Origin of the sequence: Sodalis glossinidius str. 'morsitans', assembly GCF_000010085.1 — a bacterium.
Lineage (GTDB): Bacteria > Pseudomonadota > Gammaproteobacteria > Enterobacterales > Enterobacteriaceae > Sodalis > Sodalis glossinidius.
The window spans coordinates 3,622,542-3,635,457 of sequence record NC_007712.1 but is presented as its reverse complement, the minus strand read 5'-3'; the positions used below and the strand labels follow the sequence as shown (position 1 = coordinate 3,635,457).

Sequence of the window (12,916 nt, the reverse complement as noted above, 5' to 3'; positions counted from 1 at the left end):
CTCGCCCGCGGCTTGCCCCACCGTATCGTTAACCTTGCGCGCGGAGCGGCGCGCCATTATCTCGGGCAGTAAAACACGTGGGAACGCAGCCTGCTGTCAGTCAGGCCGTGAGTCTTAGCGACGCTTTCATTCTCAGTCCTGAGGGGGCAGCCGTTGCAGGGCGCGCGCCGCCGGCCCTTTAAGGGCAAGGATTCCACTCCCTGAATGTGGCCGCCGGCGCGGGAATATTTTGGGGATGCCGGCAGTACGGCGCTTAGGGGGGAACATCACGCCGGCATTGACCGGGTCGGCGGTGATGAATGGCTACGGACGTGAATTATTGACAGGGCCGGCGACCATCAACGGCAAAGGGCGAGGTGGCCGCCAGAGCCGTTGATATGAGCGGAAATGGCGCGCAAGCTGCTATCAATGGGGAAGGGCGAATCGATTATTCCATTCCCGCTTCTGGGGAAGTCATGCCCCTTGAGAAGGCAAGCCGCAGCGAGGGGAGCGTTCTTCGGTAGCATAAACGCCTGTGGTCAGGCCGATGGTGAAGTTCGGTGCGGGTGATGCAGTCGCGTCAGAGGGGCGTTTCAGCGTTGGTCATGACTTTAACAGGGCCGGTGGCCGGCCTGGTCCTGCGTTTAGGACAAAACGAGTGTCCCAAGCGTCGTACAGGTAACAAACACTTTTTGCCGATTAACGTCAGGGTGCTAAGCAGACATCTCGTTATTACCAGAATCAGTTAAGTAATAATTACTGAAAAGTTCATTCTAAAAAAATAATTTGGTGTTTAGCATCAGTCTATGCAGAGGAAATAGCTGGCCGGTTGTTAAGGGTATGAAAAAAGCCGCGCCGTAAACGGTGAGCGGCTAAAAAATTTCCGAATAAACGCTAAATGCGTTGGTTTTATAACATATAGAGGCGGCAGTATAGTTTAATTTCCAACCCGCTGTAAACAACTGAGTGATAAAAGGTTCCATTAATGTAGAAAGGGAATTTAATCCCGCAGTGGATTGTATTAGATCTATTTTTTCGCGTAGTGTTTAGAATAATCACTTTCCGTAATTTAGTTAATTTGTAACTAAAATGGGTGATTATTGAACCTTTCGTGCGCGTTTTCTCGCTGTCTCAAGTATATATTACTTCTGAAGCAGGGTCCTCATCACGGGTGATGAGTAAGCCGCGTTGCGGGCGCCTGCCCGATAGAATTTTGGCAAAAGCAACGCGGCCATCAACCCTAATAACGCTGCCAGCGATAACCAGGCAGTGCATTATCCCGCTCTCATTGATAAGCACGCTGGCGATGGCGGGGGTGAAGCCGCCAAAAATTGCCGTCGCTAAACTGTAGGCCATGGAAAAACCGGTGGCGCGTACGGCGGGGGGCATAATCTCCGTCAGCGCCACCACCATAGCCGCGTTATAGTCGGCGTAAAGAAAGAAAAGCCAGAGTTCTGCGCTAATGAGACGCGGCAAGGAGGGCGCGGCCGACGAACCATCTTTGGCGGAAGGGGCGGAGTCCGAACAGCGCTTTATATCGCCGCACTTGTCGCTTTAATCCGGTGATAAAAGCATTTTATACGCGGCTGCTTGCAGCGGGAAAAGCCAAAAAAGTCGCGCTGGTTGCCTGTATGCGTAAACTTCTCTGAACGCGATGCTCAGAAAGAACGAAGAGTGGGATGAATCGTACCATCACGTTTCTCTATAATTTTATCGTTCAAGACAGTTGCTTTTCTGCTGGCGGGCGCAATTTCCGCCAAATAGACCGATACCCCTCCCAGTTCAACTCCCGCGGAAAACCCCTGCAATAGTCTGCCGGCCAACACCAGAGCCGGCGCCAGCAGACCGAGCGTGGCGTAGCCGGGCATGCAGGCAATGGTCAGCGTACCGAACGCCATAAGTCCAAGCGTCAGCATCAATCCGGCGCGGCGGCGGCGGTCGTTTTGTTCGGCCTATCGCGCATTTAGCCTGTGTCGGCTATGTCGTTTTACGGTAAACTTTGCGGCGAGGTTAGCGTTGCAATGAATTTTCCTCGCCAAGCGTTGTCGAAAATTTTCGCAACCCGGTGGAGCATGATGCTCGCAGTCCGGTGTCTTTGTTGCCTTAGACGGCTCCACACGGACAATACATCGACCAGTACAGGAACCTATTCTGGCATGGAACGAAGATCATTTATCAAAGCGTCCCTGGCGCTGGCCGCCTACTGCGGCGCGCCCACCATGGCCACATTGTTTACGCGTTCAACGCAGGCTGCGGAAAACATCGCCGACGGCAGCGCGAGCCACTTCGATTTCTCCACGCTGAAAACCCTGGCCGTCGATCTCTCACGCAAACCTTTCGGCGGCCCCCCGGCGGAGCTGCCCAAAACGCTGGCAGAGCTTACCCCGCAGGCCTACAACGAAATCCAGTACGACGCCGATCATTCTCTCTGGCATGACATCCCCAACCGCCAGCTATTTCCGCGCGGTAGATGATACTTACCAGTACGGCCTGTCGGCCCGTGGCCTCTCCATCGACACCTTTACCGACAAGCTGGAAGAGTTTCCCGATTTTGTCGCTTTCGCTGCGCATGTTCTTGCGTACCGGGCAGGAGGCGCTGAGCGAAACCTGGCTGTACCAATATTTCCCGCCGCCGCCGGATAAACGCAAGTATATCGACGATCGCACGATGAGCTGACGCCCGCGCGGAGCTGCTTACCGTCTGATTCGGGTCGGCGCGGAGCGTCCAGCGCCCGCCGGCCGTCACGTCACAAATCGGGATCCACCGCGTCCGCGGCGAGAGCGCGCAGCGGGGCGCTTACCAGCCAGGGCCGCAGGGTCTGGGGGGGGTAGGGGCGGCGGCCTTGATGATGCGCTGCTGTATGATCCACTGTCCTTCCGATGTCAGAAGCTCCGGCGGGGTCGCGTTTTAGATCGGCGTCCGCACGCAGTAATGCCCTCAAGAGCCCGTTGACCACTGCCGGTTTATTGTTAAGAACGGTCCGTGACGCCGCCAGCAGAAAATGGTATTGATAGCTGTCGCTTTTCAAGTCGCGATAGTCCTCTCCCAGCGCTTTGCGCGCCACGCTTTCGACGCCGGCAAAAGGCAAGATGGCCTGGATATCACCGCGCAGGAGCGCGGGAATAAGATCCACCGGCGAGACTTTGACCCGTTCGGCGCTCACCTTGGCCGCACTCAAAAGCTGACTGAGGTAGTAATCGGTGTTGGTGCCGAGAGGCGTGCCGATCTTCAGCCCGGCTAAATCGCTGACGGTGCGCAGCGGGGTGTATTTGGCCGAGCTGATGGCGCGCGTTCTCCGGTAGCGGGCGACGTCGGCAACGATGCCAAAAGGTTGCTGGCGCAGTGCGCCGGTGATGGCCGGAAATTCCGTGAGGGTAGCGATGTTCACTTGTCCGCCCAGCAGCGCCTCGAAGGCTTCCCGGCCGCTAGGAAAATTAATCCGCTGCACCTTGATGCCGGCATCGCTGAAATACCCCTTGGCCAGGGCGATTTCGATCTGCGGCATCAGGGGCGTCGGCGACCAAGAGAGATTAACCGTTTCCGTCGCGGCCGATGCCGCCATGATGTTTAGCGCCAGCAACTCCGCAGCGGCACGGCATATTTGTGTTAATCTCATCGTTTTCCCCGTTGTTGGTTTTGCTTGGTGTCGCTAAAAATGATTCGTTATCGGCGGCATGTTTCGGCCGGCTATCGTCCGGATGCGCTAATAGCGGCATGCCTGGTATCATTCCTGCGTTGCTGTTATGTCTGCGTCAATGCGTTTAAAGCGTTTGGTGCTTTGGCCACGTTGACTGATCCGGCGGCTTCACGTTGGCAACGATCGCCGACGGCGCATCGCCTCAGGACGGCAATGCCAGCGGCCGCAGCAGTGACAGAATTTCTTCGCGGATATCTAGCAAATCGGCATTCTCGCGATTAAGCGCCCGCGGCCGCGGTTGACTCAGGCCATAGCTGCATAATTTTTACCCGGCGCGGCGGACATCACCTCTCAATGCGGTCTGCCAGCAGTAACGCCTCATCCACATCGTGGGTGATGAACAGCACCGTTGCCCGGTGTTTTTGCCACATGCGCAACAGCAGATCTTGCATCACTCCCCGCGTCTGCGCATCCAGCGCCCCAAAGGGTTCATCCATCAGCAACACCCAACGGACGGCGATATGTGGAGGCTGGTACGCGTCTGAGCATCGAAGCGGCGATTACCGAGCTGGGCTATATCCCTAATCTGCGCGCCCGCGGTCTGAGCACCGGCAAAACCAATACGATTGCGCTTTTCTCGTCAATGCCTTCTGCCGTCTCTTCCGGGCCCGCCAAACATTTTCCAGGGCGGCAATGGACGTATCTGTAAATGATGCGGCGATAACGCGCCGGTTTATCCTGCGACATAAAAGGCATTCCTGAACTTATTTTCCCTGTCGGGCGGGCGCTGTCAGCCGCGTTTATTCTCTTGAGGATATTCTCCTTCGCGCTGAATGGTGTTATTTAACTTATTGTTTAAAATTGTTTTTATAGTGATCTATTGCTAATGGCTATCGCAATGAAAGGGTTTTATTCAGCTATTGAGTTGATAGATGCAATGAATTAGCCACCTTAGCCGCTGCGCTATAAAGTGGGCTCAGAGTTCCCTTTCCTTTACCGTGAGCCTGAATATTATGAAAGATAAAACGCTGTTAACTACCGCCAGCGGTATCCCGGTGGCCGATAATCAGAACTCCCGATCCGCCGGAGCGCGGGGGCCATTGATGCTGGACGATTTTCATCTGGTGGAAAAACTGGCCCATTTTAACCGCGAAGTGATTCCCGAGCGGCGCGTGCATGCCAAAGGGTCCGGCGCCTATGGGACGTTTCGCGTGACTCAGGACATCCGCCGGCTGACTACCGCGTCGCCCTTTGAGCACATCGGCAAAGAGACGCCGGTATTACTGCGTTTTTCAACCGTGGGTGGCGAGCGTGGCTCGGCGGACACCGAGCGGGATCCACGCGGTTTTGCGCTGAAATTTTATACCGAACAGGGTAACTGGGATGTGGTGGGTAATAACACACCGGTCTTTTTTATCCGCGATCCGCTGAAATTTCCTGATTTTATCCATACCCAAAAACGGGATCCGGCGACGAATCTGAAATCCCCCCAGATGATGTGGGACTTCTGGTCTTTATCGCCGGAGTCGATGCATCAAGTCACCATTTTGTTTTCCGATCGCGGTATTCCCGATGGTTACCGTTTTATGCACGGTTTTGGCAGCCATACCTATAGCCTGATCAATGCTGACGGCGAGCGAGTGTTTATTAAATGGCATTTTAAAACGCTTCAGGGCATCAAAAACCTGACGGTGGAAGAGGCCGGCCGTCTGGCGGGCAGCGATCCGGATTATGCACAGCGCGATCTGTTCAGCGCTATCGAGCGGGGCGATTGTCCGCGCTGGCGGGTTTGCATCCAGCTCATGACCGAGCAGGAAGCCGCACAGCGTCAGGAAAATCCGTTCGATGTCACCAAAGTTTGGTCGCAGAAAACCCATCCGTTGCAGGAGGTGGGTATCCTGGAACTTAATCGTAACCCGGACAACTATTTCGCGGAGGTCGAACAGGCGGCGTTCGCGCCTAGCAATGTGGTACCCGGCATCGGCCTGTCGCCGGATAAGATGCTGCAGGGACGGGTATTCGCCTATGCCGACGCCCAACGTTACCGCATCGGTACCAATTACCAGCAGCTACCGGTTAACGCGCCGCACTGCCCCTATCACAATTATCAGCGTGACGGCGCCATGCGTTTTGACGCTAACGGCGGCGGAACGCCTAATTACGAGCCGAATAGGTATGCTACCTCGCAGCAGCAGGCACCAGGGTTTAGGGAGCCACCGCTGAATTTCAGCGGCGCGGCGGATCGTTATGACCATCGCGTGGATGAAGATTATTACAGCCAGGCTGGTGATCTTTATCGATTGATGGACTCACAGCAGAAAACGCTGCTGACGGCCAATCTGGTCAGGGCCCTGGCGCCGGTAACCCGGGACGTCCAACTGCGACAAATTGCGCATTTCCTGCGGGCGGATGTTGATTACGGCCGCGCGGTGGCGCAAGGGCTGGGAATTGAAGACGAGATACTGACCTCGGTCGGCGTTTAAAGGATCTCGGCGCCGTGGGGCTGATGTCTTACAGGTTAGGCGTTGGCGCCGGCGCGCCCTTCAGGCTTAGGGCGATTGGCCCGTGCACGCGCTTTCAGGGCAGATAGGTTGCGTGTCGTTAACCCCCGGCGCCACTTTTCAGACTGTCCTGACTGTGGTCGAGGTAGTGGGTGCCGCAGCCATCCTCCGGCGGTAGAGTACCGGCAGGCAGCTTACCAAACCAGCGATAGCGATTTCGGGCCACGCCGTCATACAGCTTATCGAGCAGTCGGCGCGGAAAAAGCTGCATAATGGCCAGCGCCCGCCACGGCCAGCCCAACTGCGTTAGCGCCTGCAAAAATGCCGCCGAACGCACTGATACCTGCCCTTGGGAAATATAGGCGATGGTGTTGAAATCATCCGTCGGTAAACCGGCCCAGCGCAGCAAATCCTGACCCGGCGGCGAGCCGGATACGTTGACAACGGTCAATATGCATCAAAAACCGTATCAATCGGCGGCACAACACACACTCGCCATCAAACAATATGACCCGGTCGCCGGCGGATAGATGGGGAGGCGGGAATCGGCGCTGATTTTTAATAAGATACAGCTTCGGTCGATTGGGACGGTGTGTGGCTTCCCTCATAAGACCCTCCCGCTACGATTGATGCGCCGCGGTGGAAAGCGCGGCGCAACCTCGGTCGTTATGCCCTGCAAATCCCGGTTCTGTTTATCATCATGCCAGCGCTGAAACACAATTGCACCACTGATAGGCATGCGTTCAAACTGATCCGGTAGCTGATAATCGCGCATTTTCATCGAGCAGGTTGCGCATTGAGCGCGCCGGCGATAAAGGTCAAGAGCGGTTTTGCCGCATTGGCGGCGGGGGAGCCGAACAACGTTTCATGGTACAGATTCTTTATCGCTTCCAACTGGTGCCATTGCGCCGCGGGGTAATTTTACCCCAACCGACATCGCACAGCGGAAAACCTTCGTAGTATTGCAGCAGGTGCGCAAGGGGCCGGTAATGGCCGGCTCTTTACCCTGTTCCAGCACCACCGAGGACTGCTGTGTCGCGAGGCTACACCGTTTGTCGCGCTGGCAGGCCTGACTTTGTGGGTAATCCAGCACCTGCTCCAGTAATTGATAGTTAGGTTTCAGCCGTGCATTCAGGCCATCGACGCCGCCAGGTCCGGCATGCTGGGCAATCGAGTTCAGCGCCGCGGTTTTGAAGTCTTCGGTCACTGCGGCGGTGATGATGGGGTTGAAGGTGGGATCCATCGTGCCCACCGCCGCTTGATGGTTAACCGGAATACCGCAGTCGGGAAACGCGCCGTCGAGAAAGAGTTTGGCGGTATCAATGGTGCGCGGCAGGCTGTTGGCGTAGGCGAATACCGCGCGCCCCTCAGGACAGCCACGTTTGTCGAACAGATGATTTTGCGCCAGCCACGCCTGGAAGTAGTGTCCGACATGATTTTCCACCTTCCCGCCCTTGGGCGTAAGCAGTCCCCCCTGGGTTTGCCATGTTGGCCAGTGGTGTGGAGTTGCTTCCGCCAGCGTTACCCCCAGGGTTATCAGAACCCGGATAAGCTGTCGGCCCCGTAAGGTAAAAGTTTCTGATTTCATTGCGCATTATCGCTGTAAAAAAGAGGTGACATAGGTGAGCCCGTACAGTAACAAACAGTAAAAGGCGATATCGAACAGCGCCGGATGCCAGATCCAGCGATACGCCCGAGAGCGGCCAGCAGCCGGCGGACGACGAAAAATAGCCCCAGCGCGCCCAGGGCCAGCAGCATTAGCTAGGGGATGAACATGCCATAGAAGCTCGCTTCGCCTATCATGGCGTCTCTCCGGCGGTCAGTTAGTGCGGCGCATGAGGAAACAGGTTATGGCGAAGTACTACCAGCGCGGTAATCAACGTGCCGCGGTGATGGGTCGCTTCCGGCAGGGATAAAACCGCGGTGAGGGATTGGTCGACCGTTAAAAACAGCGGCGCGGGCGGCTGATTTTCCGCCCGGTTGAACAGCACCGCCAACTGCCTGAGCAGGCCCGGCAGCGGCAGGGACGGAAAGTGCTTTTTCACCTGCTGCAGAGCGATGATATTGGCGCCAAGGCGCAAATCGCGCAGCGACTCGCGGGCGACGGTGTTATGACGCGTGACCTCGCCCTGGGCGATCCGCACCACCAGCAGGCCAATGCGGTCAAGCATCCGCACCGCGAACACCTGCAGTTGATACGCCCGGCTGCTGCTGGCGATTATCACCATCTCGCGGCGGATGGCGTGGCGGATCCGGCGTGCGCTCCAGTAGGCCCCCACCGAGCGGATAAGCCGGGTAACGCGGGCGGCGATGAAGGTGCCTAGTACCTGAGCGGTGGTGGTATTAATGAAACTGGTGACATCGGCGCGGGCGCTATCATGCAAAGGGAGCGTGCCGGCGACGCCGAACAGCAACGGTAGCGCAACCATCTTCCGCCTGATAGAGCGCCTGAAGGCGATCGTCCACCGCAGATAGCGTCGGCAGCAGCAGCGCCACCCGGTCTTGCAAAGTACGTACCGTGGCCGCGGTCCAGCGTAAGTTGCCGGTGTCGAAGGGAATATGGGTTGCCAGCAGGCGCAACTGGGTAATATCCAGCGATAGACGGACCCGGGCGGTGGACAGCGCGTCTTCCTCATCCGGCGGCGGTGGCGCCGCGTCCGCGAAGATATCCGTCAGCGTTTTATCCATCAATCCCATAACGCTGGCGCTGAGACCGGCGGGCAGCACTACGCTGTGAACCAGGGTGGCGCACAGAATGCCCAGGCAAATCTCCTCGACCAAGAGCTTTTGAGCGCACCATCCCCGCCAGCATCGCCGCGGTGTAGCTCTTCAGCGAATAAAGGATTTCACCGCGGGAAAAAAGCGGCCATGCCGGCAGGGACATCACGGTTCAGTCCTTCGTGCCGGTGTCCACCAGCTGATTAAGCGAACGCACCAGCGACGGCCCCTCGATACCCAATTCCAAGGACAAGCTGCCGGGGCGGATGCCTTCCGGGTGGCGCCCGATGAGCACTAACGGCCAGGCGATGGCGGCGCATCAGCACGACCTTACGCTCCACCACCGGCTGCTGGAGCGCGATCACCCGCAGCGCCGGATCGTTCAGCAAATGGGTATAAAGCCTAGGCACGATGGCTACCGCCAGCCGGGCGCGCGCCAGTCCGTACAGCGTTTCCAGAAAATCCACGCGGTAGCGCAAGCGCAGGGTGAGGCGATGACTTTCAATCATCTCCATCATCAGTAAATTGCAATTGCCTTTCTGAAACAGCGCGATGTCGCGCGGCGTCAGTAACCGCCACGGCAGATGAGGCTGCGCCGCAAGCGGATCGTCGCGGTGGATGACCGCAACGAAATGATCCTCTTGCAGCACCCGGGTCTCAATCTCGGTCGGCACCGTGGAATCCAGTATGTCAATGCCGATATCCAGAGAACCATTGGCCACGGCGGCCACCAGAGTATCGTTGGTGTTATCGTAGCAGGACACTGTGCTTCACGCTGAAAATCGTCATCATCATTTCCTGCAAGTTTATCGTTTCTCTGAATCCGGGGTCGGCAGGGGAAGGTAGGATCGTTCGTTTACCCGCTCCGGCTTATGGTGGTTAAGGTAGCCGATATTATTGTTCCCCCACAGATACTCATATTTCATGTTTGTCAGCATCTCGACGATGGCCTTGTTTTCCGGCGTAATCTGTTCCGGACCAGACGGTTGGCATCGCGCATTTTGCGCGTCTCCGCCGCCAGCACGCCGTGCGTTTCCAGGTTGAGTTTAAAGCGTAACGAGATGAAAAAGCCGATAGCCAGCACGATGACCGTGCCTACGCTCAGGACAGCCATAATCGTATGGGCCACTTCCCTGAGAGGCTTTGCGCGTCAAGGTCATGATGCCGGCGAAAATCCCTTCGAGGCGTTGGGCGGTGATTGTCTCATCCACATCGGCAATGTAGGTATAGATATTCCACGGCACATAGTTGATGCTGCCGTGCCCCAGACCGGCTATCGCCGATACCAGCAGCAGTAGCGTATAGATATCGCTTAATCCGGCGTACCACAGCACGGAATAGGCGATAACGCTCAGGCCGAATAGCGAGACTACCAGACTATAGTTTGCACCGGCCAAAGCGTTTGCTCAGCCAGGTGTTGCCGAAATTGTCGGTGAGATAGCCCATCAGCGGGCTGACGATGGCGTCCAGAACGCGGGCGGTGGCGAAAATAAAAGTCGCCTCGATAGGCGTCAAACCGCAAAAGGTGGTGTAAAAATACAGTAGCCAGGCGGCGGTTAACGCGGTGGTGCAGGCTCCCAGAAAGTCACCTGAGCCGTAGGCCAGGTAATGGGGAAACCTATCGTGCGTATTTTCATGATCGTCATGCCCCTGATGACAGCATTGGGTGGATCTGAGGGTATTCGCCGATAATGCGATACCTCAAGGTAGCGCCGGGGGGGCAAACCTTCTCGCTATTGCCATCTTTTTTTCCAGCAGATTCCAATGTGCCCGTCGCCCGCGCGCGGCGGCATCCGTTGGCGGCGGAATCGTCTCGCAGTTGCCCAGCGTGCCGGAAATCCCCACCTGACGCTGGTATAAGAAGGAGTAAATCAAGGGCAGCAAAAGACAAAGCAACGCTGAAAACAGCAGCGCCAGCATTTCGGTATTCATCTGACTTTCCAGTAACAGCCAGCCCTAAGTATTATCGTTTGGCGGCCTCTTCGCCGCCCCTGGGGTGCAACATCTCTTTTCACGCCCCAGAAAAGCGCCGTTTCAGGCCAGATGCCACAGCGGCGCGCCCTGCTGCAAACGTCGGAGATTGTCACAGACCGGCTGAATATTTCCGGCAGCGGAAATGTCGGTGACCCCGCCGATATAGGGCGTGGCAATGACATTCTGCTGAAACAGGCTATCGTCGGGATCCGGCGGTTCCTGCCAGAACACGTCCAGCCCGGCGCCCGCCAGTTGGCCGCGGATAATCGCTTGTTCCAGCGCGTTTTTCTCGACAAGGCCGCCGCGGCCGACGTTGATGAGAAAGCTGCCGGGTTTGCACCACGTCAGGCTTTGCGCATTGATCAGATGGTGGGTTTGTGCATTATCCGGCAGGTTCAGCACGACAAAATCCGCCTGCCCGAGCAGCGTGGGGAGTTCATCCAGCATGCCAAACCAGTCCAGCCGATAGCGCGAGGCGACGTCTTCATCCCGGGTGCGTTTGATGCCAATCATGCGCATGCCGAATGCCGCCCGGCACCGACGCCGCCGGGCGCTTTACTCTGTGAGCACATCAAAACGGCGCTAAGCCGGACCGGCCGACTGTCAGAGACCGGCGAAGGAGAAAAAAATGACACTGTTTATGTTTTTAAAGTCGTTGCATTTCATCGGTATGACGCTGTGGATCGGCGGTATGTGCATGCTAGGGGTAGTGATGAATGTTTGGCGCCGCGCGCCGGACGGCGCCGGTCTGTTGCCGATTTTCACCGCCGTGCAGCGCTGGAATCAACGCGTGGTGCTGCTGGCGGCGGCGCGTTTGCTTGATTACGCCCTGCGTCGACCGCCGGCGGCCTATCGCGGTGGAGATATGCCGACCACCGCCGTCAGACGGCTGCGGCGCCCCGCGTTGGCGGTGGGGGATTATCCGTTCAGCGTGCGCGCCACCAGCGTTGTCAACGGTGTGGTGGGACGGCCTATGAGCTGGCTCAATTGCTGCCCGTCATCGAATAAGCCGCCGCACGCGGCACCGCTTTCCGGATCGGCCAGCATCGCCGCCAGCGGTGCCGGTAGACCCACTGCTCCAGCAAGGCCTGATACTCTGCCTGAGGCAGATTCACAACTACACGGCCTGCCCCGACTGATGGCTGATTTCCGCCGCCAGCAGGGCTTCGGTGGCGCGATGCTCCTCGCCGAGCCCCAACGGGCTTGTCCGCATGCAGAAGGCTGGTATAGGCCAACAGCGTGACCCCGGCCCGTTTGGCGGCATCGATAACCGCGGCGATGAGCGTGTCCGGTTGATCGTAATCCCCCTGGCGCACCTGCACGCCCCGCTGTGTCAACTCGTCGGCCTTCGCCGGCGAACGAACGACGGCGACAATTTGCTCCGCGGGCACCTTTTTAAGCAATTCTTTAATAACCAGACGGCCAAGTTGGCCGGTAGAGCCGGTAATCGCAATCATCATTCTTCATCCTTTCAGGATGAAAAAAAGAAGCATATCGCTTAAACTAACAAAAAGTAAGTACATACAAAAAGATAAGTGTCATGATTGAGAATCACCTGCCGGACGGGGTGCTGGCAACGAGCATGCAACGGGGGGACGTACTGGATCCCAACTGCCCCTTACGCGCGGTACTGAAGCATTTAACCAGCTGCTGAGGGGTATTGGTACTGCTCGCGCTGGGTCAGGAGACGCTGCGTTTCAGCCAACTGTGACGCAAAGTCGGCGGCGTGAGTGAAAAGATGTTGGCGCAAACCTTGAGTCTGCTGGAGGAAGATGGATGGGTCGTACGCACCGCTCTGCCGGTCGTGCCGCCGCATGTAGAATACCACTTAAGCGAGCCGAGCCGGGGCGGGAGGTAAGCCTTAAAGTCGCGGCGTTGACGGACTGGATTGAACATCATCTACCGTCCATCCTGCTGGCGCGCGCGGCCTACACCGCAAACGAAAGCTTATCGCAAGCGACAACGGATTGACAGACATAGACGGCCGTCCTTACAGGCCGGCTGCGCCCATTTTCCCGCCCTGACCAGCCCGGCTTTACCCTCTGTTTATGCCAACGGCTCCGGGCTGACATAATAGTTTTTGTTCAATTTAAAGTTAATTTTTAA

At 57.1% G+C, this 12,916-nt stretch carries 10 protein-coding genes and 10 pseudogenes; 6 read left to right on the top strand and 14 right to left on the bottom strand.

Features of this window, described 5'->3' with window-relative positions; all coding sequences use genetic code 11:
• Positions 1-1,121 precede the first annotated feature (1,121 nt).
• A pseudogene (locus SGP1_RS19360) lies at positions 1,122-1,464 on the bottom strand (citrate-proton symporter); the annotation flags it as partial.
• Between SGP1_RS19360 and SGP1_RS30275 the strand changes: the two are divergent.
• Positions 1,462-1,687 (top strand): annotated as a pseudogene (locus SGP1_RS30275) (IS110 family transposase); the annotation flags it as partial. The pseudogenes SGP1_RS19360 and SGP1_RS30275 overlap by 3 nt on opposite strands.
• A 22-nt stretch (positions 1,688-1,709) precedes the next feature.
• On the opposite strand, the pseudogene SGP1_RS19355 reads toward SGP1_RS30275, so the two are convergent.
• Positions 1,710-1,910: pseudogene (locus tag SGP1_RS19355) on the bottom strand (MFS transporter); the annotation flags it as partial.
• 225 nt (positions 1,911-2,135) lie between these two features.
• Between SGP1_RS19355 and SGP1_RS19350 the strand changes: the two are divergent.
• Positions 2,136-2,541 (top strand): annotated as a pseudogene (locus SGP1_RS19350) (glucan biosynthesis protein); the annotation flags it as partial.
• Positions 2,531-2,656 carry a hypothetical protein gene (locus SGP1_RS35375; protein ID WP_279379475.1) on the top strand — a complete coding sequence of 42 codons (126 nt, stop codon included), beginning with the start codon at positions 2,531-2,533 and terminating at the stop codon, positions 2,654-2,656. The pseudogene SGP1_RS19350 and the gene SGP1_RS35375, both read left to right, overlap by 11 nt.
• Positions 2,657-2,726: 70 nt before the next feature.
• Here the strand turns inward: SGP1_RS35375 and SGP1_RS19340 are convergent, their stop codons facing one another.
• Positions 2,727-3,596 (bottom strand): ABC transporter substrate-binding protein, encoded by an 870-nt coding sequence (locus SGP1_RS19340; protein WP_083764964.1) that lies wholly within the window; start codon positions 3,594-3,596, stop codon positions 2,727-2,729.
• Positions 3,597-3,941: 345 nt separating this feature from the next.
• Positions 3,942-4,123: pseudogene (locus SGP1_RS32155) on the bottom strand (ABC transporter ATP-binding protein); the annotation flags it as partial.
• Positions 4,124-4,134: 11 nt separating this feature from the next.
• Here SGP1_RS32155 and SGP1_RS32150 point away from each other — a divergent pair.
• Both SGP1_RS32150 and SGP1_RS19330 read left to right on the top strand, forming a co-directional pair.
• Positions 4,135-4,293, top strand: a pseudogene (locus SGP1_RS32150) (substrate-binding domain-containing protein); the annotation flags it as partial.
• 337 nt (positions 4,294-4,630) lie between these two features.
• The gene (locus SGP1_RS19330; protein WP_011411913.1) at positions 4,631-6,100 is read left to right on the top strand and encodes a catalase; all 1,470 of its coding nucleotides are present in this window, start codon (positions 4,631-4,633) and stop codon (positions 6,098-6,100) included.
• A 118-nt stretch (positions 6,101-6,218) separates the two neighbouring features.
• On the opposite strand, the pseudogene SGP1_RS19325 reads toward SGP1_RS19330, so the two are convergent.
• The 10 genes and pseudogenes from SGP1_RS19325 to SGP1_RS36815 all read right to left on the bottom strand — a co-directional run bounded on the left by SGP1_RS19325 (position 6,219) and on the right by SGP1_RS36815 (position 12,267).
• Positions 6,219-6,576: pseudogene (locus SGP1_RS19325) on the bottom strand (thiol-disulfide oxidoreductase DCC family protein).
• 407 nt (positions 6,577-6,983) lie between these two features.
• Positions 6,984-7,706, bottom strand: a complete 723-nt coding sequence (locus SGP1_RS19320; protein ID WP_050747847.1) for a histidine-type phosphatase — start codon at positions 7,704-7,706, stop codon at positions 6,984-6,986.
• A 6-nt stretch (positions 7,707-7,712) separates the two neighbouring features.
• Complete coding sequence (locus SGP1_RS34440; protein WP_243466309.1) at positions 7,713-7,799, bottom strand: hypothetical protein; 87 nt, start codon at positions 7,797-7,799, stop codon at positions 7,713-7,715.
• A gap of 142 nt (positions 7,800-7,941) precedes the next feature.
• Positions 7,942-8,547 (bottom strand): FUSC family protein, encoded by a 606-nt coding sequence (locus SGP1_RS19315; RefSeq protein WP_083764961.1) that lies wholly within the window; start codon positions 8,545-8,547, stop codon positions 7,942-7,944.
• Positions 8,495-8,899, bottom strand: a complete 405-nt coding sequence (locus SGP1_RS19310; RefSeq protein ID WP_041867222.1) for an FUSC family protein — start codon at positions 8,897-8,899, stop codon at positions 8,495-8,497. The genes SGP1_RS19315 and SGP1_RS19310 overlap by 53 nt, the downstream gene beginning before the upstream one ends.
• A 140-nt stretch (positions 8,900-9,039) precedes the next feature.
• Positions 9,040-9,600 carry a LysR substrate-binding domain-containing protein gene (locus SGP1_RS19305; RefSeq protein WP_011411911.1) on the bottom strand — a complete coding sequence of 187 codons (561 nt, stop codon included), beginning with the start codon at positions 9,598-9,600 and terminating at the stop codon, positions 9,040-9,042.
• A gap of 42 nt (positions 9,601-9,642) precedes the next feature.
• A pseudogene (locus SGP1_RS28325) lies at positions 9,643-10,473 on the bottom strand (MFS transporter).
• 64 nt (positions 10,474-10,537) lie between these two features.
• Positions 10,538-10,768, bottom strand: a complete 231-nt coding sequence (locus tag SGP1_RS19295; protein WP_041867686.1) for a hypothetical protein — start codon at positions 10,766-10,768, stop codon at positions 10,538-10,540.
• 102 nt (positions 10,769-10,870) lie between these two features.
• A complete protein-coding gene (locus tag SGP1_RS19290) occupies positions 10,871-11,329 on the bottom strand; it encodes an NAD(P)-dependent oxidoreductase (RefSeq protein ID WP_050747846.1) in 459 nt (152 codons plus the stop codon).
• Positions 11,330-11,728: 399 nt separating this feature from the next.
• Positions 11,729-12,267 (bottom strand): annotated as a pseudogene (locus SGP1_RS36815) (NAD(P)H-binding protein).
• A gap of 125 nt (positions 12,268-12,392) precedes the next feature.
• On the opposite strand from SGP1_RS36815, the pseudogene SGP1_RS28315 reads away from it, so the two are divergent.
• Positions 12,393-12,781, top strand: a pseudogene (locus tag SGP1_RS28315) (winged helix-turn-helix transcriptional regulator).
• Positions 12,782-12,916 lie beyond the last annotated feature (135 nt).

Coding starts and splice junctions, on each gene's coding strand:
- SGP1_RS19320 (WP_050747847.1), bottom strand. CDS start 7,706: ATGAAATCAGAAACTTTTACCTTACGGGGCCGACAGCTTATCCGGGTT.
- SGP1_RS19290 (WP_050747846.1), bottom strand. CDS start 11,329: ATGCGCATGATTGGCATCAAACGCACCCGGGATGAAGACGTCGCCTCG.
- SGP1_RS19340 (WP_083764964.1), bottom strand. CDS start 3,596: ATGAGATTAACACAAATATGCCGTGCCGCTGCGGAGTTGCTGGCGCTA.
- SGP1_RS19330 (WP_011411913.1), top strand. CDS start 4,631: ATGAAAGATAAAACGCTGTTAACTACCGCCAGCGGTATCCCGGTGGCC.
- SGP1_RS19295 (WP_041867686.1), bottom strand. CDS start 10,768: ATGAATACCGAAATGCTGGCGCTGCTGTTTTCAGCGTTGCTTTGTCTT.
- SGP1_RS19315 (WP_083764961.1), bottom strand. CDS start 8,547: ATGGTTGCGCTACCGTTGCTGTTCGGCGTCGCCGGCACGCTCCCTTTG.